19 protein-coding genes are annotated in these 22,900 nt (G+C 45.9%); 13 read left to right on the forward strand and 6 right to left on the reverse strand.

The features are described from left to right. Positions 1-40: 40 nt before the first annotated feature. The gene (locus tag J2T19_RS09445; RefSeq protein ID WP_307215023.1) at positions 41-1,135 is read right to left on the reverse strand and encodes a M24 family metallopeptidase; all 1,095 of its coding nucleotides are present in this window, start codon (positions 1,133-1,135) and stop codon (positions 41-43) included. Positions 1,136-1,444: 309 nt separating this feature from the next. Here J2T19_RS09445 and J2T19_RS09450 point away from each other — a divergent pair, with 309 nt between their 5' ends. Next, the gene (locus J2T19_RS09450; protein ID WP_307215025.1) at positions 1,445-2,659 is read left to right on the forward strand and encodes a PQQ-dependent sugar dehydrogenase; all 1,215 of its coding nucleotides are present in this window, start codon (positions 1,445-1,447) and stop codon (positions 2,657-2,659) included. Positions 2,660-3,119: 460 nt separating this feature from the next. On the opposite strand, the gene J2T19_RS09455 is transcribed toward J2T19_RS09450, so the two are convergent. Both J2T19_RS09455 and J2T19_RS09460 read right to left on the reverse strand, forming a co-directional pair. Further along, the gene (locus J2T19_RS09455) at positions 3,120-3,851 is read right to left on the reverse strand and encodes an MBL fold metallo-hydrolase (RefSeq protein WP_307215027.1); all 732 of its coding nucleotides are present in this window, start codon (positions 3,849-3,851) and stop codon (positions 3,120-3,122) included. Positions 3,852-3,952: 101 nt separating this feature from the next. Continuing rightward, positions 3,953-4,510, reverse strand: a complete 558-nt coding sequence (locus J2T19_RS09460) for a hypothetical protein (RefSeq protein ID WP_307215029.1) — start codon at positions 4,508-4,510, stop codon at positions 3,953-3,955. A gap of 235 nt (positions 4,511-4,745) precedes the next feature. Here J2T19_RS09460 and J2T19_RS09465 point away from each other — a divergent pair, with 235 nt between their 5' ends. Then, on the forward strand, positions 4,746-5,633 hold the full coding sequence (locus tag J2T19_RS09465; RefSeq protein ID WP_307215333.1) for an SDR family oxidoreductase: 888 nt from the start codon (positions 4,746-4,748) through the stop codon (positions 5,631-5,633). Between the two features lie 44 nt (positions 5,634-5,677). On the opposite strand, the gene thrS is transcribed toward J2T19_RS09465, so the two are convergent. The 3 genes from thrS to J2T19_RS09480 all read right to left on the reverse strand — a co-directional run bounded on the left by thrS (position 5,678) and on the right by J2T19_RS09480 (position 10,888). Then, positions 5,678-7,657: a threonine--tRNA ligase gene (thrS, locus tag J2T19_RS09470; protein ID WP_307215031.1), complete on the reverse strand. Its 1,980-nt coding sequence runs from the start codon at positions 7,655-7,657 to the stop codon at positions 5,678-5,680. Between the two features lie 688 nt (positions 7,658-8,345). After that, positions 8,346-10,124 (reverse strand): sensor histidine kinase, encoded by a 1,779-nt coding sequence (locus J2T19_RS09475; protein WP_307215033.1) that lies wholly within the window; start codon positions 10,122-10,124, stop codon positions 8,346-8,348. Continuing rightward, positions 10,121-10,888 (reverse strand): response regulator transcription factor, encoded by a 768-nt coding sequence (locus J2T19_RS09480; protein WP_307215035.1) that lies wholly within the window; start codon positions 10,886-10,888, stop codon positions 10,121-10,123. The genes J2T19_RS09475 and J2T19_RS09480 overlap by 4 nt, the downstream gene beginning before the upstream one ends. Before the next feature lie 216 nt (positions 10,889-11,104). Between J2T19_RS09480 and J2T19_RS09485 the strand changes: the two genes are divergently transcribed. The 11 genes from J2T19_RS09485 to J2T19_RS09535 all read left to right on the forward strand — a co-directional run bounded on the left by J2T19_RS09485 (position 11,105) and on the right by J2T19_RS09535 (position 22,832). Then, positions 11,105-12,256, forward strand: coding sequence for a M23 family metallopeptidase (locus J2T19_RS09485; RefSeq protein WP_307215037.1), 1,152 nt, complete (start codon positions 11,105-11,107; stop codon positions 12,254-12,256). 189 nt (positions 12,257-12,445) lie between these two features. Next, complete coding sequence (locus tag J2T19_RS09490; RefSeq protein WP_307215039.1) at positions 12,446-12,949, forward strand: GNAT family N-acetyltransferase; 504 nt, start codon at positions 12,446-12,448, stop codon at positions 12,947-12,949. A 361-nt stretch (positions 12,950-13,310) separates the two neighbouring features. Beyond that, complete coding sequence (locus tag J2T19_RS09495) at positions 13,311-13,730, forward strand: hypothetical protein (RefSeq protein WP_307215041.1); 420 nt, start codon at positions 13,311-13,313, stop codon at positions 13,728-13,730. After that, complete coding sequence (locus J2T19_RS09500) at positions 13,727-15,007, forward strand: ammonium transporter (RefSeq protein ID WP_145050685.1); 1,281 nt, start codon at positions 13,727-13,729, stop codon at positions 15,005-15,007. Before J2T19_RS09495 ends, J2T19_RS09500 begins: the two co-directional genes overlap by 4 nt. 158 nt (positions 15,008-15,165) lie before the next feature. Further along, complete coding sequence (locus J2T19_RS09505; RefSeq protein WP_307215044.1) at positions 15,166-16,110, forward strand: YwqG family protein; 945 nt, start codon at positions 15,166-15,168, stop codon at positions 16,108-16,110. Between the two features lie 295 nt (positions 16,111-16,405). Further along, positions 16,406-16,873 carry a DinB family protein gene (locus J2T19_RS09510; RefSeq protein ID WP_307215046.1) on the forward strand — a complete coding sequence of 156 codons (468 nt, stop codon included), beginning with the start codon at positions 16,406-16,408 and terminating at the stop codon, positions 16,871-16,873. Between the two features lie 161 nt (positions 16,874-17,034). Beyond that, positions 17,035-18,003 (forward strand): phosphotransferase family protein, encoded by a 969-nt coding sequence (locus J2T19_RS09515; RefSeq protein ID WP_307215048.1) that lies wholly within the window; start codon positions 17,035-17,037, stop codon positions 18,001-18,003. Between the two features lie 10 nt (positions 18,004-18,013). Then, positions 18,014-18,733 (forward strand): response regulator transcription factor, encoded by a 720-nt coding sequence (locus J2T19_RS09520; RefSeq protein WP_186381017.1) that lies wholly within the window; start codon positions 18,014-18,016, stop codon positions 18,731-18,733. Between the two features lie 57 nt (positions 18,734-18,790). Continuing rightward, positions 18,791-19,942 carry a sensor histidine kinase gene (locus J2T19_RS09525; protein ID WP_307215051.1) on the forward strand — a complete coding sequence of 384 codons (1,152 nt, stop codon included), beginning with the start codon at positions 18,791-18,793 and terminating at the stop codon, positions 19,940-19,942. A 185-nt stretch (positions 19,943-20,127) separates the two neighbouring features. Further along, positions 20,128-20,811, forward strand: a complete 684-nt coding sequence (locus J2T19_RS09530) for a HAMP domain-containing protein (RefSeq protein WP_307215053.1) — start codon at positions 20,128-20,130, stop codon at positions 20,809-20,811. Between the two features lie 2 nt (positions 20,812-20,813). Next, positions 20,814-22,832 (forward strand): transglycosylase domain-containing protein, encoded by a 2,019-nt coding sequence (locus J2T19_RS09535; protein ID WP_307215055.1) that lies wholly within the window; start codon positions 20,814-20,816, stop codon positions 22,830-22,832. Positions 22,833-22,900 lie beyond the last annotated feature (68 nt).

The following is a 22,900-nucleotide window of genomic DNA, read 5'->3' on the forward strand; positions in this document are numbered from 1 at the left end:
AATACAACAGTTTCTGAGATGAAGTGATGAATAAGGAATCTTAGTCTGTGAGAATTTGCAGTTCTTTAGGATATGAAGTCAGTACTTCTACACCCGTTTCTGTTACGAGTACATCATCCTCAATACGCACGCCGCCAGCTCCAGTTACATAAATACCCGGTTCAATAGTGAATACGGTCCCTTCTTGCAAGAGATCTGTATTCTGACCATGTAATGATGGATATTCGTGAACATCAATGCCAAGTCCATGACCAACACGGTGCATGAAGCGTTCGCCGTAGCCAGCATCTTCCGTAACTTGGCGAGCAGCGCGGTCAATCTCTGCACAGGTCACGCCAGGCTTGACTGCTCGAATGGCTGCCTCATTCGCTGCCAGTACCGTATTATAGATCGTGCGCAGCTCAGGAGAAATGTCTCCAAATGCAAACGTACGAGTAATGTCGGAAGCATACCCACCAGCATATACACCCATATCAAACATCAACAGATCACCATGTTGAAGCTTGCGTTCACCCGGCGTACCGTGGGGCAATCCTGTTTGTGGTCCAGTGAGCACCATCGTGTCGAAGGAAGGGCCGTCTGCACCCAGCTTCTTCATCTGATATTCCATCTCGGCAACGAGTTCAATCTCGGTTACACCTGTACGAACGTGGGAAAGCCCCTGGCGTAGAACTTCCTCAATTAGATGAATAGCATGACGAATGCGAGCGATCTCATCTGGTGTCTTTTTCACGCGTAGGGAACGCAGCAGAGGGCCAACATCTTCATAATGGGTACCACCCAAAGCAGCGGTTAACTGCTCATAACGTGCGACGGTAACGTATTCTTTTTCCAGACCAATTCGTCCAAGACGTCCTTGGTAACGCTCCAATAGCGCGTATGGATTGTCCGTATCGGTATGTGTTGCGATGTTGGAAACGGAGGAAGCAGCAGCTGCAGCATCTGCATCTAGCGCAGGTACAATCAGAAGAGGTTCTTCGCCGCGTGCGAGTACGAGTCCAAGGAAACGTTCATGCGGATTACTTGCGAATCCTGTTAAGTAGTAGATATGTTTAGGATCTGTGATCAGCGTGGCATCCAGTCCTTGCACAGAGAGGCTAGCTTCTAAGCGGGATAAGGGTGTTTGGTTCGTCATAGGTACGTCCACCTTTCAATTGTCTATATCATCTAATCTATTATAAATTAAATCTTCCCAATTCCATAGGCACGCGTATATGAGAACATTTATATAGAAGAAAGTAAGGAAATCGGACTATCTCTAAATAATGAGGATTAGGGCGGTTTTTTCGTTTGAGTACATAGTGGGGCGGGTAACGGGTAATACAGGGCGAAACCTTGTTATGTCTGACGTCGTAGAGTGTACGGTCATGGTTGTGTGAATATCCGTAACTCCATTAAATATGAACGCATATCCATTCATTCCAATTCGAAGGGAGAGGTATACATGAATAATCGATTAAGCGTTCCTCTATATGCTTCGCTATTAAGCGTTGCGTTATTGACTGCGTGTGCTTCGGGTGATGGCTCCGCAGGATCGCAGCCAATGTCTCAGGGCGCAGGCGGAGGTCAGGGACAGACAGCTAATGGCGGTACTACTAGCGTAGAGAACAATGAAAATGAAGCGCAGGAGAATGCAGTTATTCCTTATGAAACTTCAGTTCTAGTGGAAGGGCTTAATGCGCCATGGGAACTCGTTGAAGTATCCGATGGCCGTATGTTTGTAACTGAGCGTCCAGGTACAATTCGGGTCATTGAGGATGGCGAATTATTGTCTGAGCCATTGATTGAATTTACTGCACCGTTTAATGAGGAAGGCGAGGGTGGACTATTAGGGCTTGCTGCTGACCCGGAGTTTGAGGATAACGGTTATCTGTATGCCTATCATTCGTACATTGAAGGCGATAACATTGCCAATCGTGTATTACGCTTGAAGGTGAGTGATGGGACAGCAGTCATTGATAAGGAATTGCTTGGTGATATCCCTGGCGGTGTGAATCATAACGGTGGACGTATTAAGATTGGTTCAGACAATCTACTCTATATCACAACAGGTGATCGGTATGAGCCTGAATTGGCACAGGATGAGAGTAGCATTGGCGGTAAAATATTGCGAATTGGTCTGGATGGTTCGATCCCGGAGGATAACCCTTGGCCTAATTCTCCTGTATATAGTATGGGACATCGTAATGCACAGGGTCTTGCGTGGAATCCGACTAACGGCTATCTCTATGCGACGGAGCATGGTCAGCGGAATAATGATGAGATCAATCGAATTGAAGCGGGCGCTAATTATGGCTGGCCTGAAGTTGAGGGAGATGAACATCAGAACAGCGATTATGTTGCACCACTCGCGCACAGTGGCGATGATACTTGGGCTCCCTCGGGTATTGCTTATATTGAGGAAGGGCCTTGGGCGGGTTCCTTAATTGCGGCCAATCTGCGCGGAGAACAACTATTGAAGGTCACGCTATCCGAGGACGGAACGCAAGTCGATCAGGTTGAACCTATTTTTGAAGATGAATGGGGACGCATTCGGAATGTAACGACTGGAGCAGATGGACAAATCTATGTACTAACAAACAATCGGGATGGTCGTGGCTCCCCACGTGATGGTGATGATAAGCTCATCGTGCTTACCCCGCAGGATCAAGCGAAGTAACCCGATATTGTATTGGCTTGCTAGGTTTCAAACTTAAGTTACTACGACCCACATATTCAATAAGCAAAATTACGCAAGAAAGGGGCTAACTCATAAAGAGTTCCTCTTCGCTCCAAGCGCTAACGAACCTACCACATCTTAATAGGTGGATTATGTACGTATGTAAGATTTAACGAACCACAGTAATGCTATTTCGTTCTGAAACGGCATCAAACCCTGAAAAATCGATAGAATTGACGAAATAACGCCTCTGTAATTCATTAGGTCTCAGATCTGGGGAAGTGGGAGCGAATAGCGTGTGTCAGATTCATTACATCAAAATAAAGCTAAAGGGGCTGTCCCCCGTCATATTCATGACTTATGGGACAGCCCCTTCATTCATAATGGCATCTCTGTAGAGATGCCATTACAGGTAATAAGTCATCGTCTGTATGACGATGTACTGTCTGTATCCGTTAACTTATTCACCAAGCTCAGCGAGTTCAGCCACTCGTTCACTTGCGGCTTGGGTGTATTCACCACCGTGGTAACACAGGACGGTATCGATTTTCAAGCCGATTAATCGTTTCAGGCTGCGCAGTGCCTCGGGCATGTCCGGTGTTGCCGGAGGAGCAGGACCTACCAATTCGTCATCAACTACACGAAGCTCATCGGCTGCGAGTAGAAACTGCTTCTCACGGAAGTACAAGCAGATATGTCCAGGAGTATGACCAGGTGTATGAATGACTTGGATGCCTCCTTGTAAGGGCAACATGTCCCCATCTTCCAGAATGCGAGCGATGGGGAGCGTAGGAAGCTCGGAGAGCAGTTGCTCAGCTAGCTCCAATGTAGGTGGGGCTAGCATGGCTCTACGTTCAGGGGTAAACTTAATCAGTGGAAGCTTCCCTTGAAGATAGGGGATTTCATCGGCATGTGCCCAGATTTCGACGTCAGGTACAGCTTCGACCAGCGCACCGAGATTACCGATATGGTCAATATCCTGATGTGTGATAATAATACGTTTAAGCTCATGAAGCTTCGCACCCGCATCTTCGAGTGCAGATTGCAATTCAGCAAACTGTCCAATCATGCCTGTATCCACCAGTGTAATCCCATCTTCATCGCGCAACATGACGGGATGGATCGGACTGTTACCAGTGGGTGTAGGAATGTTGAGATGAAGAATAGTGATATTAATAGGTTGTGTATTCATATTCGTTACCGGATTCGTTCCGGAGCACCTCCCTAGTTAGTATGTTACTTATATTCAGTACCGAAAATGTACACAGTCGGAATGTCATGTTGGTAGTGAGTTTATTCCTTCGCATGACTAAGAACGGGGATTTCGTACTTTAAGTGTTTTCTGTATTGTTTAACGGTATTCAAAATCCACGCTAGCGTTTGTTCCGCATTGGTATTCTGCTCAACGATGGAGGCGAAGGAAAAGTTGGAATGAATTAGTTTGTTTCTTGCTTTGAATACCTTGGTTAGTTCGTCATCATTCTCTGTCCCTGGTTTCACAGCAATGTGTTGGCTTTTCAATTCTGCTTGAAGAATCTCGATATTAGATAAAGAGCGGTATGCAGGAGTTTTCATAAGTTGAACCGAATTGAATGATTTTTGATAGGTTTGTTCATAGAGGCGAAGTAACCATTGTTCAATGATGGAGCATAGTTCAATCGTCCACGAAGCATACTTTCGATCCTTACGATCATAAGTCAGTCGATGGATCTCTTCCTCGTCCCATAGGTCATGTTTCTTAAGCTGGCTTGAAGCATCCTTTTGCTGGAGCTGTTCATACTCCTGTTCAATCCATTTGATCTCATGCTTAGCTTCTTTTTTCAGTTTTTTGAAGTCTTGTTTGGTTAGCATAAGTCATAGCCTCCCTATAGGATCAGATGTGATACTTCTTGAGGTTGGTGTGAACCAGCCTTTGTGAACACACACTTCTATTATCTCACATTGTCTTCATTGGCTCAAAAAGTCAATCCGTACTCATTTAAGTCCATACTCATTCAAGCCGCAGTTTAAGAAGGGAAGTGTTATGATGTCCAACATAATCTCCAATACCATGTCCACACCAGAGACCGATTCAATGTCCAATACAATGCTCTATCCCAACGCCGATCATAAGAAGAATCCAATCGCGATTGTAACGGGAGCGAACTCCGGTATGGGGCTAGCGACCACAATAGAGCTTGCGCGAAAAGGTTATCATGTGATCATGGCGTGCCGCAGTGAGCAGCGTGGACAACAGGCGCTTCAGGAAGCGCTTCGTCAGTCTGGTTCCACTACGATCGAACTGATGCTGTGTGATCTCGGTTCATTGGACAGCATTCGGCGGTTTGCCCATTCGTTTAATGAACGTTTTGACACGCTGGATGTGCTAATAAATAATGCTGGCGTAGTTATGGTAAAGCGCAAGGAGACCTCAGATGGTTTTGAGCAAAGTATTGGAATTAACCATTTGGGTCATTTCCTGTTGACACTTCTGCTGATCCCACCTTTGCGGCGTGCGCAGCAGGGACGGATTATAAATGTATCATCCGGTGCCTACAAAGCAGGCAAGATTCACTTTGAAGACCCGCATTTACATAAAAGGTATAACCCGATCAAGGGCTATGCCCAGTCCAAACTTGCCAATGTGTTGTTCACTCGGATTCTGGCTCGCAAAGTAGCCGATAGCCGAATAACAGTGAACTGCCTGCACCCCGGTGCGGTTGGCACAAGTATTGGTGTGGATCGGAACACGGGTTTTGGTACCCGTATTATGGCTTTTGTGGGCAAGCTCCCGTTCTTTCTTACCCCCGAAGAGGGGGCAAAAACGGCAATCTACTTAGCAACCAGTCCCGAAGTTGCAGGAGTGACCGGAAAGTACTTCTACCAGCAGAAGGAACAGAAATTGCAAGCCCACGCCACAGACGATGCTGTAGCTGAACGATTCTGGACGTGGAGCGAGCAGCAAGTAGGACTTGGGTCGAACGAACAATTGTAATGTCCTGCCACTGGGTGACATGCTAATCTAGCATGTCGGATGTTTTATTTTTTGGCTTGCACAGCTTCATGAATTTGTTGAATCAGATCGTCTATCCGCTGAATGCTTTGATCGCCCTGACCGTACGCACGGACAGAGGCTGACGAGGCATTTTTCTCATTCTCGCCAAGGACGAGGGAGTAGGGAACCTTCTCCATCTGAGCTTCACGAATTTTGTACCCCAGTTTCTCGTTACGCAAATCAGTCTCTACGCGAATTCCTGCTGCTCGCAGCGCTTGTTGAACTTCTAGAGCATACTCAGCGTAATGGTCTGAGACTGGTAGCAGTTTCACTTGTACGGGCGCAAGCCATAGAGGGAATGCACCGGCAAAATGCTCAGTGAGAATGCCGATGAAACGGTCAATGGAACCGTAGATGGCACGGTGAATGACGACCGGACGGTGCTTCATACGATCTTCACCAATGTAAGTGAGATCGAACTTCTCTGGCATTTGGAAATCAAGCTGGATTGTTCCGCATTGCCAGCTGCGTTTCAATGCATCAAGGATATGGAAATCAATTTTGGGACCATAGAATGCACCATCCCCTTCGTTAATACGGTAGCTGACTCCGCGCCGATCCAGAACATTTTGCAGTGCACGTTCTGCCTGGTCCCATAATTCCTCTGACCCCATGGAGTCTTGCGGTCGTGTGGATAGCTCGATGCTATATTCGAAACCAAAAATATCGTACATACGTCCAATCAACGAGATTGCGCGGTTAATCTCTTCTTCGATCTGTTCAGGCATGACATACAGATGAGCATCATCCTGACAGAATGTCCGTACACGCATCATGCCGTTTAACGCACCCGAGTATTCGTGGCGATGTACCTGACCGAATTCCATCATGCGAATGGGTAATTCGCGATAGGAATGAAGCTTGTTTTTGAAGATTAGCATATGCCCTGGGCAGTTCATCGGTTTCAGTGCAAACGTAGCATTGTCCACTTCAGAGAAGTACATATTGTCTTTGTAATGCTCCCAGTGACCGGATTGCTCCCACAGCCGATTATTCATCATGAGCGGAGTGCGAACCTCCTGGTATCCTTCTTGTAGCTGTAATTCACGGGAGAAATTCTCCAGCTCAGTACGGACAGTCATGCCTTTGGGTAGATAGAACGGCATGCCGGGTGCTTCCTCCGAGAACATGAAGAGCTCCAGCTCTTTGCCTAGTTTTCGATGATCTCGTTTCTTCGCTTCTTCAAGCATGTGCATATGCTCATCCAGTTGTGCTTGGTTTGGAAAGGCAGTGCCATAAATCCGTTGAAGCATTTTATTGTCCGAGCTACCACGCCAGTATGCGCCTGCTACATGAAGCAGCTTGAAGGCTTTGATGCGACCAGTTGACGGAAGATGTGGACCTCGGCATAGATCGATAAACTCACCTTGTTCATACAAGGAAATCTCAGCGTCCGCGGGTAAATCGTGAATCAACTCTAGCTTATATGGATCCTGCATGTCGGCAAAAAGCTCAAGAGCCTGTTCGCGGTTTACGACGCGGCGATTGATCTTCCAATTTTCCCGTACAATCTTGTGCATCTCCTGTTCAATAACCGCGAGATCATGGATGGAGAGGGCGTGCTCCAGATCCACATCGTAATAGAATCCATCTGCAATGACAGGACCGATGCCAAGTTTTACGTGCTCTGCACCGTAAATTCGTTTGATTGCCTGAGCCAGAATATGTGCAGTAGTGTGACGATAACGGTGAAGACCTTCTTCGCTTTCGAGTGTAACGATAATAAGTTCGCAATCCTCTTCAAGCTGCCGATCCAGATCGACAGGTTGCCCGTTCACAATACCTCCTACAGCCTGCTTGCCCAGACTAATACGGATGGACGAAGCGACCTCTCCCACAGTAATGCCCGCATGGTAATCCCGTACGGATCCACCTTGGAGACGAACTTCGATATGCTGATTTGGCTGATTGGCTTCCTTTGCTTTTGCTTGGCTAGAAGAACTGGATTTTTCCTGATTATTCATGTGAACCACACTCCAATTTTCAAATTAGAAGCGCAAAAAACACCCGTCCCGGAAAAGGGACGAGTGCGCTTAGCTCGTGGTTCCACCCTAATTTGGTTATGAAGCTATCCTTATTCGGCCAGCCGCCGGATACAGGAAACATCATAACCCTCATTGGAATCCGTTAACGGGGATTAGGCGGTGAACTCTACTGGCCCATGTAAGCTCCAAATGCGAATAGGAACTCGTCGCTTAAAGTGCGTGTTCAAAAAGGTCGGTTTTCAGTACCAAGAAGATGGGATGAAGATAGAAATGGAGTAGCGGAGCGTAGATTAAGCTACGTGAGCAACTACATTATTTCCTACGGAAACAAGCTTCGTAAGCCTCCACTTATTTCGGCTGAATCCCATCTACGATGCTGAGATGCCGCTAGGGCATCCTTCGTAATCAAAAGCGGACTTTTTGAACAACCTCTTAAAAGGGTGGTTCGAGATCACGGCTGCAGAGGGGTAACGCCGCTTCGTTCGCTGAAGAAGGTTTCACCAATCCCTTCTCTCTCTGGGCAGCACGCAAGCGGAATCATGTCTCTGGTCATCGCCAAATATACGAAATGATAAGGCCCATCCGTCCAAAGTGGAGGACTCCATATCAATTTTTTGGGAAACAGGTGTTACTTGAGTGTCGATTATATAGATTGAAAATTCAAAGGTCAAGTGATTTTATTTGGAGAGTCGTGTGAAATCCCGTCCCAGATCAATCGAATCTGTGTGCCCTGCTCGGGTACGGAATGCACTTCAATTCGACCTTTCATCGCCTCAATCAGACCCTTGGTCACAGCCATACCCAGCCCCGATCCCACATCAGGAGTTCCCGTATCAGTTCCACGGTAATAACGTTCAAATAACTTCCATACCGTCTCCGCATCCATACCTCTCCCATTATCGGCAAACTGTATGCTGAAGTCTCCGTCTCGTTGCCCAGCATGCACGCTGACGATGAGCTCGGTCTCTGTAGGGTTATGCAGCAGGGCGTTGGCGGTCAGATTATCTACAATTCGTTCAAACGAAGGAATGTGGACTTGCCCATAGACAGGAGTCGGTGCTGGTTGAAACTGGATGCGACCTTGTCCATAGGCTGGATTGCGTTCAGCGCGTAGCACGAGATCATGAAGTAGCGTATTCACGTCAGTTCGTTCCACGTCTGGTTGATATCCACCACTGCGTAAGCGGTAAGTCATAGCAAGATCATTGACCAACCGATCCATATACATCGATTTGTCCAACATGATTGTCGCGAACTCCCGTACTTCCTCTTGAGACCAGCTATATTTATCCGCTTCAAGCATATGGGCATAACCCTGTATAGAGGATAAAGGTGTCTTTAGATCATGTGTGATGCCTGCAATCCATTCCTCGCGAAGAGACTCCGTTTGCTTGCGAAGTTCCTCGTCTTGTTTTAGCGTGCTGGATAACATTTGCATCGAGTGCAGCACTTCGGCATACACACGATATTTCCGCTTCCATTTGCCATTACGTCGTTGACTGCGAGGTATACCATTGAGTCCAGTAGGCTCTTCGTAATGACCCTTTTCCAATCGTTGTAGCCATTGAAGCATGTGCAGCATTGGGGAGCCAAAACGATTGGCGTACCATAGAGCCAACAGGATTAATAATATAATTACGGACAGAACCAACACCAGCAGCGCCGGCTCCCATATAAACGTATAGGGATTTCTCTCATCTTCTAATGCCGACAAACCGCTGGGGACACTAATCATCCAAGTCGTTCTAGTCTGTTCATCATATAAAGTGGCTGTGAATGCTCCATACCGGCTAGGGTAGCGGGCACGCAAAACGAGATCCTGAATGTTATACTCGCTCGGCACACCCATTGTAGGTTTGTTAAAGGATTCTAGCTCCTTGCCGGAGGAATCCAATAGTTGAAGATAGGCCTTGTCAGCACGAATGGACGCTTGTTGTTCTGGTGCGATGACAAGCTTGCCGTTGGTAAAGGTGCTAGTCTGATGAACCTCGTTAAGTAAGGGTTTGGCTAGACTCCGTTCTCCATATAACAATGTAAAAACAATGCCGTTTCTTTCTCGAATCATCATGACGATCTGATAAGGAAATGGCTTAATTCCTTGCCAATAAGCAATTAGCTCTCCTGGAGCATAGTGAGTCGGAATATCGGAAGGGGTATGAAAGGCATCGATAACCCTACCTTTATCATCAAGCATTTGCAGCCATCCCTGGTTTTGCTCCACCTGCTTCAGGAGATCGGGATCATAGTGAACCGTGCCATCAGATGAGATTTTTGCGGTATCAATTAGTTGATCTAGACCCGTGCTCGCAAAATCATCGACTAGGTTCACTTCATTCAACTTCTGCACTACCCAGAATGTCGCTGCTGATCCAAGTACCACAATTAGAAGAACTGCGCCAGCGAGCATACCGATAAATCGGGTCATCAATCTGCGCCGAATGCTCATGATTGAGGAACCTTTTCAGGCTTAATGAGTTTGTATCCAAGACCTCGTACGTTGACTAGGAGCTCTGGGGTGGAAGGGTCGGCCTCAATTCGTTCCCGAATGCGATGGATGTGAACCATAACGGTATTGTCGTCACTGATGGCTTCTGATCCCCAGACCCGTTCATATAATTCAGACTTCGTAAAAATACGATTGGGATGCTTACAGAAAAAGAGCAGCAATTGATATACAAGTGCCGGGCAGGTAACGGTCATTCCCTCGACTCGTAGCTCTCCGGCCTGTTCCAACACCTGAAATCGTCCAAAATCATATACGTCTTCTTTTGGATTTAGAAATGACGTATTTGCGTCATCTTTTATGATTAAGCTGTTTGAGGAGTTCGCTACTTTTGAAGGCAAGTAACGCTTGAGTAGTGACTTGATTCGGGCGACGACTTCGAGTGGATTAAAGGGTTTGACAACATAATCGTCACCGCCCACAGCGAATCCAGTTAACTTGTCATAATCCGTTGTTTTGGCGGTGAGGAACAGAATGGGTGCATCGGTTACCTCGCGCAGAAATGGGCAGATTTCGAGTCCGCTTTTCCCTGGAAGCATGACATCGAGCACGATGCAATGATAGGTTTTACTTTTGCAGGCTTCGAGTGCTGCTTCACCTGTTGTAACGGTATCGATATCAATAAACTGCTCTTTCAGCAGAACGGTGCGGAGCATATGTAGTATGGCTTGTTCATCATCTACAAGGAGTAATGAGACGTGATTCATGCTTGAAAGTGACCTCCTTAGGCTTCTGTCTGGCTCCGTTCATCATATCACTAAGATCAGTAATCTGGAGCATGCGCTATCTTAACAGAATCTTAATTATGAGTTCCGTGGAAGTCAAAGAGTTATGTTAGGTGTAAGCATATGTTAGACGCAGGATAAGATTCATTGTGTAGAGTTAATCCAAGAGATAACGATTTTAATAAGGGGTGTGGAACAATGAACAAGATACATGAAGCATTTGATCGCATCAGGCAACGGCCAGATGAAGCAACCGCAGATTCGAAATCAAGCTATGCTACACAAGTGAGATCACAGACAAAGAAGAGTTGGAAGTTATTTGCAATGTCACTGGCGGCCTGTATGATTCTCTCTGCTTGTAGCAGTTCCGTGACATCGGATCAGGCAGAGCAACAGTCCGCAGCGCAGACATCTGATTCTACGTCAACAGTTGAAAATCAAGAAAATGATAAACAAGAGGGCGCTGAACAACAATCGGGAACAGAGGTGCAAACTGTGATCACACCAGATAATTTCTTAGATACATTGTTGAATGGTTCGAAGGATGATATTTATAGTCAGATGAGCCCTGAGCTGAAAGAAGCGGTATCGCTGGAGGAGTTCAAATCATCTGCTGACAGTTTTTTGCAGGGGGTAACTACGCTTGACCAAGTGGTAGATGTGCAAATGAATAATTTAACTGAGCGTGTCTGGAAGGATGCGACTGGAACGAAAGCTATTCGCGCTTATTTTTCAGATAAACAAATTGAAGGCTTATCTATTCATGCTCTGGAACCTCATGAGGATACAGATAACAAGTATACCCAAACGGAATTCCAGTTCCCTATGAAGGGAGATTGGTTTGTATTTTGGGGAGGCAATGATGTTCTGTCCAACTACCATTATGAGCATGAGACTCAGCGCTATGCACTTGATATCGTTCGAACGAAAGACGGTTTCAGTTATCAAGATGATCCGACCAAAAATGAAAACTACTATGCTTTTGGTGAGCCACTCTACGCTGCAGCAGACGGAACTGTCGTGGAAATTAAAAATGATCTCCCGGATAACACACCGGGTGTGATGAATGCGGAAGAACCAGCCGGTAACTTCGTCGTCATTGACCATGGGAATGAGGAGTACAGCATTACAGCGCATTTGAAGGAAGGGAGTGTAGCGGTGAAGAAAGGGGATAAAGTGAAGCAAGGCGACCTCATTGGAGAGTTAGGCAACTCAGGTAACTCCAGTGAAGCACATTTGCATTTCCAAGTATCTGATGGGGCTGATCTGTTCACGTCCCGATCCATCAACATTCGCTGGGCCGATCAGAGTCAGCAGTTAACACGTGGTAACACCATTCAAGCGAGGTAATTTCTGCATCATCCCATAATGGCTTAGAGCATCTCTCAATCAAAATGCGATAGGAAGGCGGCAATCCTTAATCTATCGCCTGTTTTCTTCTATGTGCAACTATACAAATGTTATGGGTGACGATTGCGCCTGTATCCCGTTATAATATCGTCATAAAGTCGGATTGGACTGGATGATGGAGGCGTTATGATGATGTTAGATCGTGTGCAGATTGAATATGCCCGTATTGAGGATTTGCCAAGAATTGTGGAGATTTATAACTCGACGATTGAGAGTCGTATGGTAACAGCCGATTTGGAGCCGGTAACGGTTGAACAGCGTATTCCGTGGTTTGAGGAACACTCTTCCGATCGTCGTCCACTGTGGGTGATGAAGCAAGAAGGGCAGGTTGTAGCCTGGGCGAGTCTGAGCTCTTTTTATGGACGGCCTGCCTATAATGGGACTGTGGAAGTGAGTGTCTACGTAGATCAAAATTGTCGGGGAATCGGTGCAGGCAGCCGACTGCTGAATACCATCTTTGCGGCGTGTCCACAACTTGGCATAAGTACTATTTTGGGCTTTGTCTTTGGACATAACGAACCTAGCTTAGGTTTACTGCGAAAGCATGGTTTTGAGCAATGGGGCTATTACCCAGAAGTAGCTGTATTAGATGGGGTGAGCCGAGATCTAGCGATTTTAGGTAAGAAAATATAGATAGATAAGTATGTTTCATTATTTGAACACGCAATATTCCATAACAGATTGTGTGGGAAACTATATGACATGAAAACTCTGATACGCCTAAATGGTGTGTCGGAGTTTTTTTGTTAAGCAGGTTCAGGATAGAGAATAGACAATTTTTACGTAGAAGAGGGATGTCGTACATTGTTTTGAGTTAGGGTTCGACCCCGTATTTAAGCTGTTAGGGAAATATAACTTATACAAAAAAAAGCTCGCTGTCATCCAACGGGCTTCTCTCAATCATTACCATCACCAAAAAAAGAATTGACGGTTAGACTATGGCATTCTATAATCGGTAGCAAGTAACTTGATATGTAAGGAGTCCTGACATGATATGTTAGTAATTGACGAGGTGTATCACCATACAGCATTGCAAATATCATCGTCCGATTTATTGTACCTTATGGAACAGCTTAAGGTCAAAAAAGAAAACGAAATAGAGACTCTCAAACATAAAATCGAACAATTTGAGCAAAAGAAACGTGCGGAAGAAGTGGCCTATCAGTCCTTATCTCCAGTGCGCAAATGGTTCGCAGGACGTCCGGCTTCGCATCATCAGGCCGTAGAATATATGGTTCAGGTGAAGGAACGTTTTCGTAAAATGGAGCAAATTCGACGACGAATCCGAGATCTCGATCGGATAATCGAACAAATTCAACATCCTAGCAGCATTGAGCGAGATGAGATTGAGCTTTCGACCGATACTATCCGTGAGATTAGGCAGCTACGTGAAACGGAGGATGTACAAGCATGACGCTGGAGAGTTTAAGCACGGGAATTGATACGGTCTGGGTAGTACTGAGCGCGGCCATGATTTTGTTGATGGAGGGTGGCTTCGCTCTGCTAGAGGCAGGCTTTGTACGTTATAAAAATAGTGTGAACATTATTATGAAAGTATTTGCTGACATTACGATTGGTACATTATTGTTCTATGCAATCGGCTTTGGCTTGATGTACGGTTCGGATGTTGGTGGTCTGGCTGGTGTTACCGGCTTTTTCTTAAATGGAGACTTATCTCACATTGATGTACCTGTCTCATTAGAGACGTTCTGGTTGTTCCAAGCTGCGTTCACCATCGCCGTCATTTCGATCGTTTCAGGTGCGGTAGCTGAACGGATTAATTTCCGTGCTTACCTGCTATATATCATCTTAATGACTGCGATTATTTATCCGATTGGTGGACACTGGGCATGGGGCGGCGGCTGGCTCAGCAAATTGGGTATGCAGGACTTTGCTGGATCGGCAGTCATTCATGCCTTAGGTGGATTCTCTGCCTTGGCCGCTGCAATTATCATTGGCCCGCGTAAAGGGAAGTACACCCCACTTGGTGTAAGTGCAATTGCGCTTCCCAGTAACTTGCCGTTAGCCTCGGTAGGGGCCTTTCTGCTGTGGTTTGGTTGGTTCGGTTTCAATGCGGGAAGTACGCTTAGTGCAACAGATGTAAGGATCGGGCATATCGCCATTGTGACCATGCTATCGGCTGCTTCTGGCGGAGCAGCAACCTTGCTGTATACGTTATTCCGCTTTAATCGTTCAGATGCGCCTTCTGTCATTAACGGATCGCTTGCTGGACTTGTTGGAATCACGGCAGGTTGTGCCTTTGTAGGTGATCTAGCAGCCATCTTTATTGGTGCAGTATCTGGTCTGCTCATGATGGCTGCTACGAACTGGCTTGATCGTCGTCAGATTGATGATCCTGTAGGTGCTTTTCCTGTGCATGCTGTATCCGGCATGTGGGGCACGATTGCGGTAGGGCTATTTGCAACCGATGGAGGTTTGTTCACTGGTGGAGGGTGGAGACTACTTGGTGTTCAAACGCTGGGGCTGGTTGCCCTTGTTGTCTGGGGCTTTGTCATGACCTGGTTCGGACTGAAGCTGATTGGCAAGATTGTACCTGTTCGTTCGACAGAAGAAGAGGAGGATCTGGGTCTAGATATCAGTTACCACGGGGTGATGGCAGCTCATCAATCCCATGAATTTCTGGATGGAGAAGAGCACATGCGTGCTTTTCGAGAGAGTAATAGAGACTAACGGCTATGCCGCTGGTCTTTTTTTATAACTTCTATGTTTCAGTTCTATTGATTTTTACAATTAGGCAGGGAAAGATGTCTTGGCGGAAGAATATACAGGTGTGAACCTGAATATGTCTCACCATAGATGTATTGTATTGTCTGAAGGGGAGGATCTTGATGATTAAGCCTGAACAATGTGAACGCTTGACTAACAAAGCTCGTAAAACACTAGAAGAGTATGGATTAGGTGAAGTTTCCGACCTGCTCCTAGCATCTGGCCGCTGGGGTATTCGCCTCGATGTGTCCACGATTGATGAGTACCGTAGAACGGGCAATTCGCGAGTTGGTGGGAGTCCTGATCTGCCTGAAAAAATGGAATGGCCTGTAACGCAGGAAGGTGTACCGATGACCTTTTTGGCACAGTTGAATCTTGTGGATCTGTCACCTTATACACCGAATGACGGGCGTGGAAGTTTGCCAGAACGAGGGATGCTGTATTTCTTCGTTGGTGTGGATGAACCCGCTTATAATATTGAACATCGTGTAATATTTGAGCCCGACGCTCGGCATTTGGTAAAACGTGAACCAGAAGGCAGCACGGCTCTAGAACAAGCTGAATTTGTAGGTCATGCCGTAACAGTACTGCCGAATCTTGAGTTTCCTACATATGCCTATGTTGACTCTAAGGCGCTGAGTGCAGCAGCTGTTACACAACCTGATTTACAGCAAGAAGGGGGAACAGATATTGATCTGTACGACCGATATCTGGACTTCGAATCCCATTGGAATCATCCGAGTTCGAAGAACTGGGGTGGGATGTTTGGTTACCCTGATGGCCAGCACCCTGATGCTGAACATCAAGCGCTGCTTCAGATTGCGACTGGTGAAGAGTATGGTTATGACGAGAAGGTGTGTGAGGAGAAGTTAACCGCTCATTATGATGGGGATCGGAACCGAGCCTTACAAGAACTTGAGGATACATTGCTGCTGCTGAAGATTGATACACATGACGAGATTGGTTTCCAGTGGTGGGATTGTGGAGAGTTGCAGTTTTTCATTCGTAAGGCTGATCTGCTGGCAGGGCGGTTCGATCAAACGTATTGCTCCTTATATTCTAGCTGAGGCAGAATCATATTTATTCGTATAATAAGCGTGTAATCCAAAGAGGAAAGTCTCCGAAAGAAATGAATTATAATTTCGTGTTCAAAAAGGTCGGTTTTTCAGTACTGAATTAAAAAGCGGACTTTTTGAACAACCTCTATAAGCAACAAAAATGTCCCGAAACCCGTCTAATAGAGGGTAGAGGGGCTTTTTTTATTCGTAAATGTTAAGTTTCAGATAACAATGGTTTATATATGAGGAGGAATATCTTGGTTGTAAACCGATCATATGTTCTGTATAATGGAACAAAAAGGAAGTGTGGCTGTTGATTCAATCTGCATTTAAACATATCGACGTGGCAGTGACTTCACTTATTGATATATGTGACCAGCTGTCTGAGCAAGATCTAAAGTTAACTCCAATCGAAGGGAAGAGACCTGTTGGAGAATTGCTATCCCATCTATCGGTGATCTGCCGAGCGGATGTATACATATCGGAAGGCGCGTCCGAAGAGGATATGGCTGTTTTTTACGAAGAAAACAAACCTCATACTTTATGTCAGATCAAGCAGGCTCTTGTGGACAATCAGATGTATCTGTATCAGCGGTATAGGCAGTTTAATACAGAGGAATTATTACAAGTGACCGATTCGTATTGGGGTGCTTCGTATAGTCGGCTGGAATGGTTGCTAGAAATTATGGGGCATGTCTACCATCACAGAGGTCAACTGTATACAATGCTTAACATGACAGGGAAAGATCTGAAGGTGGAGTTATTTGAATAGAATAGAAGGTTTGTATGATCCAATGCACGACTAATGAAGGATACATTTTGTGAACCATCGAATACATAGAAGGTAAGTTTCTTCAGGGGAACAGATACACTCAACGGTGAGTTAACTTTCAGGTACACATGCGGACTATTTGCTGCACAGGAAGAATGTAAATGAATAGACCAACGGAGGTTTCCAAGATGGAGGAGCAGGATGCAGGTCATATCTTACAAGAGTTGATGGCGAAGATTCCCGAACTACAGGGAGCTTCGGCGATTGAACCGATTCACAAAGGATACTCGACCGACTTGAAATTCAAAATCCGACTGTCGGGAGAGAAAAGTTATTTGTTGCGGAGCTATGAATGGTCTGAGCAGCCTGTGAAGCAGAAAGAGTATCGAATCATTGCGGAATTGCATCGGAGAGGAGTACGTTGCCCCCAAGCAATTAGCTTGGGACAATTGAACGAGCAACAAGGTTATATGCTACTTAGCTTCATCGAGGGGGAAGATGCGGAAGAAGTGCTGCCTCGAATGGACGAACAGAAGCAGTGGAGCATCGGTATTGAAGCAGGAGAGCAACTGCAGCGTATGCATGAACTGCAGATCGAGGAGCCTGCTGAATCTTGGTATGTGCGTAAGAGTATGAAGCATCAGCGCTATGTAGATAAGTATCATCATTGCCCTATTCGTATGCGGAATGATCAGGCTATATTGACATTTATCGAAGAGAATATGAAGTGTATGAAGAACCGTCCTGATCGATTCCAGCATGATGATTTTCATCCAGGGAATCTGATTGTGAAGGACGATAGGTTCGCGGGAGTTATTGATTTTAATCGTTATGATCAGGGTGATCCAGTTCATGAGTTTCTTAAGCTGGGTCTATTTGCTTCGGAGACAAGTATGCCGTATTCGATTGGACAGATCCAGGGGTACTTCAACGGTGGAGATCCGGATGAGCTATTCTGGCGTAGGTACTCTCTGTATATGGCTATGGCACTTGTATCTTCTGTAGTCTGGATTCAACAAGTGAAGCCGGAGGAAACGGAGGATATGATGGCTAAGATTGAGCGGGTTCAGGAAGACCATGATGATTTTCGCAGATTGATTCCTAGATGGTATAATGTGAAGAATTACTGATTCGGGATGAATGGAAAGGAACAATGCCGTGGCACATCCAGCAACGATTCTGCTTGTGGATGATGAGCAGGAAATTATTAAACTCATGGAGATTTATTTTGGCAATGAAGGTTATCGCGTTCTTACAGCACACGATGGTATCGAAGCTCTCGCACAATTGAAGAATGAGCGGGTTGACCTCATTATCCTCGATGTCATGATGCCCAATATGGACGGCATTGAAGCGTGCATGAAGATCAGGGAAGAACAGAAGATGCCGATCATTATGTTGTCTGCCAAAAGCATGGATATGGACAAAATAACAGGGTTAAGCATTGGAGCGGACGATTATGTGACGAAGCCATTTAATCCGCTTGAACTTGTTGCTAGAGCGAAATCCCAGCTTCGGCGGTATCATACGTTTAATGAAGGTCGGGAGAAAACGGAGCATGAGTTGATCATTGATGATCTCGTTATTAATACAGATACACATGAAGTATGGGTAGACGAGCAGTCTATTCGTTTAACGCCCCGTGAGTTTGCGATTCTGGAGCTCTTGGCACGCCATCAGGGTTCCGTGCTGAGTATGGAGCAGATCTATCAACAGGTCTGGAAGGAAGAATTCATGGAGTCGAACAACACCGTAATGGTGCATATACGCAAGATTCGTGAGAAGATCGAGATGGATAGCAAACATCCCAAGTTCATACAGACCGTATGGGGTGTGGGCTATAAGATGTTCAAGCCATAACGTGCAAGGACATGAGCGGTGATATACTGCCAAAGATCTGAACAGGGAGTATCTGAGATGAATTCAACATTGATTAATACGGTTCGCTGGAAATTTATCTATGCATTTCTGCTGAGTGGCATACTGACAGCGGCTATTTTGTATGGGGGCAGCAAAGTTGTTCAATCGATCCTGGCAGCACAGCCCTATCCCAATTATTCGATCCCTGCAAGGGGAGTACGGTGGTTAATCAACAACATTGGTTCTATACCGTTAATGATGGTGATTGGTGTATTGGGGTTTGTGCTGTTCTTTTTCTTATTCACACGCAGGACGATCATGGTGTTGAATGAAATCACTGCGGGAATACAAGAAGTTGCCAAAGGGGAGCTATCGCATCGAATTGAAGTGAAGTCATCGGACGAATTTGGTGTAGTAGCGGCCAGCATTAATCAGATGGCAGAGCAATTGCAAATATCGTTGGAAGAAGAACGGAATGCGGTTGCCGCCAAAAATGATCTGATCACAGGTGTGTCTCATGATCTGAGAACGCCATTAACGTCAATTCTTGGGTTTCTGGAATACATAGAGAAGGATCGCTATCAGGATGAAATTGAAATGCGTTATTACGTTAGTATTGCTTATGAAAAGTCCCTAACGTTAAGGAAGCTCATTGATGATTTATTTGAATACACCCGTGTAAGTGGTGGGAATCTGCCTTTATCTATGACAACACTGAATCTAAATTCGTTTCTGATGCAGCTTGCCGAGGAGTTTACGCCTATGTTAGAGGAGGCAAGTATGACGTATGCGTTTGTCGGGGGACAGGAGCCATTATGGATTGAGGCTGCACCGGGAGAATTAGTACGTGCATATGAGAATCTATTTAGTAATGCTATTCGTTATGGCTCCAAAGGAAAGGTCATGGAGATTGGATTGGGGCTTGAAGGAGAAGAGGCTGTCGTGCGAATTAGCAATTACGGTGACCCGATCCCTGCACAGGATTTGCCTTATTTATTTGATCGTTTCTATCGGGTGGACAAGTCTCGTTCGCGTGAAACAGGAGGTACCGGACTTGGTCTTGCCATTGCCAAATCGATGATTGAGCTACATCACGGCACGATCGCGGCATATAGTGACAAGGGCAGAACCGATTTTGTGACTCGCTTTCCACTAACCTCGCCACTTGCAAGTGCTCGGTCAGTGGATGACCATAACACCCATTCATAGATGAGCAGTATAATTACAGGTCTGTTTTTAACCATGAGCAGATCTTATCACATAAATACAAGAGTTATTGATTCAACACATGTTAAGAAAATGATAAGAAGTTCGTTACATTTTTATTAAGAAGTACCCGGTATCCTAAACTCAATGATCGAAGTTAGATATCTACATTGAGGAGGATACCGAATATGAATTCATTACTACGTACGGTTAGATCACGATACATATACATCTGTGGAGCAAGTGCGCTGCTTAGCGTGGCGCTCCTTTTTGTCGTTAATCAAATGTTGCGATTCGTGCTTACTCATCTGTCTGCAGGGGGGACATCATCGTTACCTCAGCTCGTTCGCTGGGGAATCCATAATATTGGAACTCGGCCTATTGTTATCGTCGTCGGAGCAGCCTTATTCTTAACGTTCTTCTGGATTCGATCACAGAAAATGTCGGATGACCTTCAGCGTATATCCCAAATGACCCATGCTTTAGCGAGCGGGGAGACAGGTACACGCGTTGATGTTCTGAGCGGTGGAGAGCTGCGCCAGATTGCGGCTCAGTTGAACGAGATTGCTTTTCAGATGGAGCAGGAGCGAATGAATGGGGGAGGGAGTGAAAGCGAGGACGATTGGAATAAGAAACAGATAGCTAGCAATGAGCATAGCGCAAGTGTGCAGGATAACGCCGTAGAGGTAGACTTACCGGTGAAGCTTACCATCTATAGCATTCTCTCTTCTCTTGAAACCATCATTGAAGGACGGTACCAGGATGAGGCTGAGATCCAGCATTGGGTTCGATTGACGTATCAGAAAACATTAAGCCTTCAACAAGCCCTCGACGTCGCAGCGTTGCACCAACAGGTGAGCAAGGGGGATTAACATTGAAATTTGAAATGATACCCAAGGCTAGCCATGATCGACCTGCAGAAAAATATTCCGAAACGCAAACCCGAGAGCATGTACCGATCAAGCGAGAGAAATTATCTAGACTAGAAGACTCCACTGTTAAGGGAGAGCTCGGATTACGGCGTAGACTGAAGTTCAATTTCAAAGTAAAACGCGGAATTTATTATGCTTTTGATGCATCAGTTGTTATCGTGATGATGTTATTGATTGGATACATGTACATGGTGATCTATGGTGAACGTATGATTCGAAGTCATCCTGCCATAACCTCCAAGATATCTTCAACGACGATTCTGAACTCAGAGGGAGCAGAAATAACGCGGTTACAAGCTGGTAAAAATGGCTATGCAGCACATGCCGATCTTAACGAAATGCCGGATGTATTGAAACAGGCTTTCCTAGCTACAGAGGATCGACGCTTCTATAAGCATGATGGATTGGACTACATCGGTATTGGGAGAGCAGTGGTACAGGATGTAATTAACCTTGATCTAAGTCAGGGAGGAAGCTCTATTACGCAGCAACTAGCGAGGAATCTGTATCTCAATGGAGACAAAACTATGGTGCGTAAAGTGAATGAAATGTCCATCGCCATGGCAATCGAGAAGAAATATGCAAAGGATGACATTCTCGAATCGTATCTGAATCAGATTTACATGGGACAGGGGCAATATGGCGTAAAGGCAGCGGCTTGGCGTTATTTTGGCATTAAGGATCTGCGTCAATTAGAGCTCTGGCAGGTCGCCACGCTAGCAGGGATTCCCAAAGGACCATCCATCTATAATCCTATAGATGACGCAGGTTTATCTAAGGATCGACGTGCAGTAGTGCTCACCCTTATGCATGAACAAGGAATCATTACGAGAAAACAAATGCAGGAAGCCCGCAAAGTAGATTATGTGCCTCCGGCTACTACAGCTTCAATGAATTCGTCTGCACCCCAGCCTGCTTACGCTTCTGCTATAGATGCGGTCATACAGGAGGCCTCGCAGTTAACTGGCAAAAGTGTAGCGGATATTCAATCAGCAGGCTGGGTCATTCATACTGGATTGAACAGTCATGCCCAGTCGGCGATGGAAGAGGAGTTTCGCCAATCTGCTCACTTCACAGATGACCGCGCCGATGAACGGGTTCAGGCGAGCATGGTCATTATCGATCAACGAAATGGAGAAGTGAAAGCGATGATGGGTGGACGTAACCCTCGGAGAGGAGACATGAATCGGGCCACGAGAGATGCTCGGCAGCCTGGATCGGCATTTAAACCTATTATTGCGTACGGGCCAGCGCTGGAATCGGGGAAATTCAATGCAAATAGTATTTTACAGGACAAACGGGTGCGATATGGTAGCTATCAACCGAGTAATCTGGGAGGACGCTATCAAGGTTCAATTACCATGACTGAAGCACTCCGGAAGTCAGTGAATGCACCAGCAGTATGGTTGCTAAACGAGACTGGGATTCAGCGTGCTAGCCAGTTTGCTGCGCATTTGGGGATTGAGCTGGGTCAAGAGGATCTTCACTTGTCGAGTGCTCTAGGGGGATTGCATCAAGGAGTATCTCCTTTGAAAATGGCTCAAGCGTATACCGTATTTGCGAACCAAGGCAGATTCAATACCGCACACTTCATTCGAGAGATTACCGATGCACAGGGACGGAACATATATGTACGTAAGGCAGAGAATCAGCAGGTCATTTCTCCAAATACAGCCCGTGATATGACCACTATGCTACAGAATGTAGTAAGTCATGGAACAGGAAGCAAGGCGCAATTACATGGATATCAGGTGGCGGGCAAAACAGGTACAACCCAGGCGGCATTGCCTGGCGTGAAGAAAGAGGCCAATCGGGATCTATGGTTTGTAGGTTATACGAATAAGTGGACTGCAGCAGTGTGGATGGGGTTTGATCATACGGATGCGGAACATTATATGCTAGCAAGCAGCGGAGCAGCGGCGAATTTGTTTGCATCAGTCATGAGGCGTACGCTGCCATAGCCAAAATGCGAAAAGGTGAAGAAGTTCTCCGGAAGAAAGTGACTTCCTAAGAATTGCTTCGCCTGAAA

Origin of the sequence: Paenibacillus tundrae (assembly GCF_030812775.1) — a bacterium.
Lineage (GTDB): Bacteria > Bacillota > Bacilli > Paenibacillales > Paenibacillaceae > Paenibacillus > Paenibacillus tundrae_A.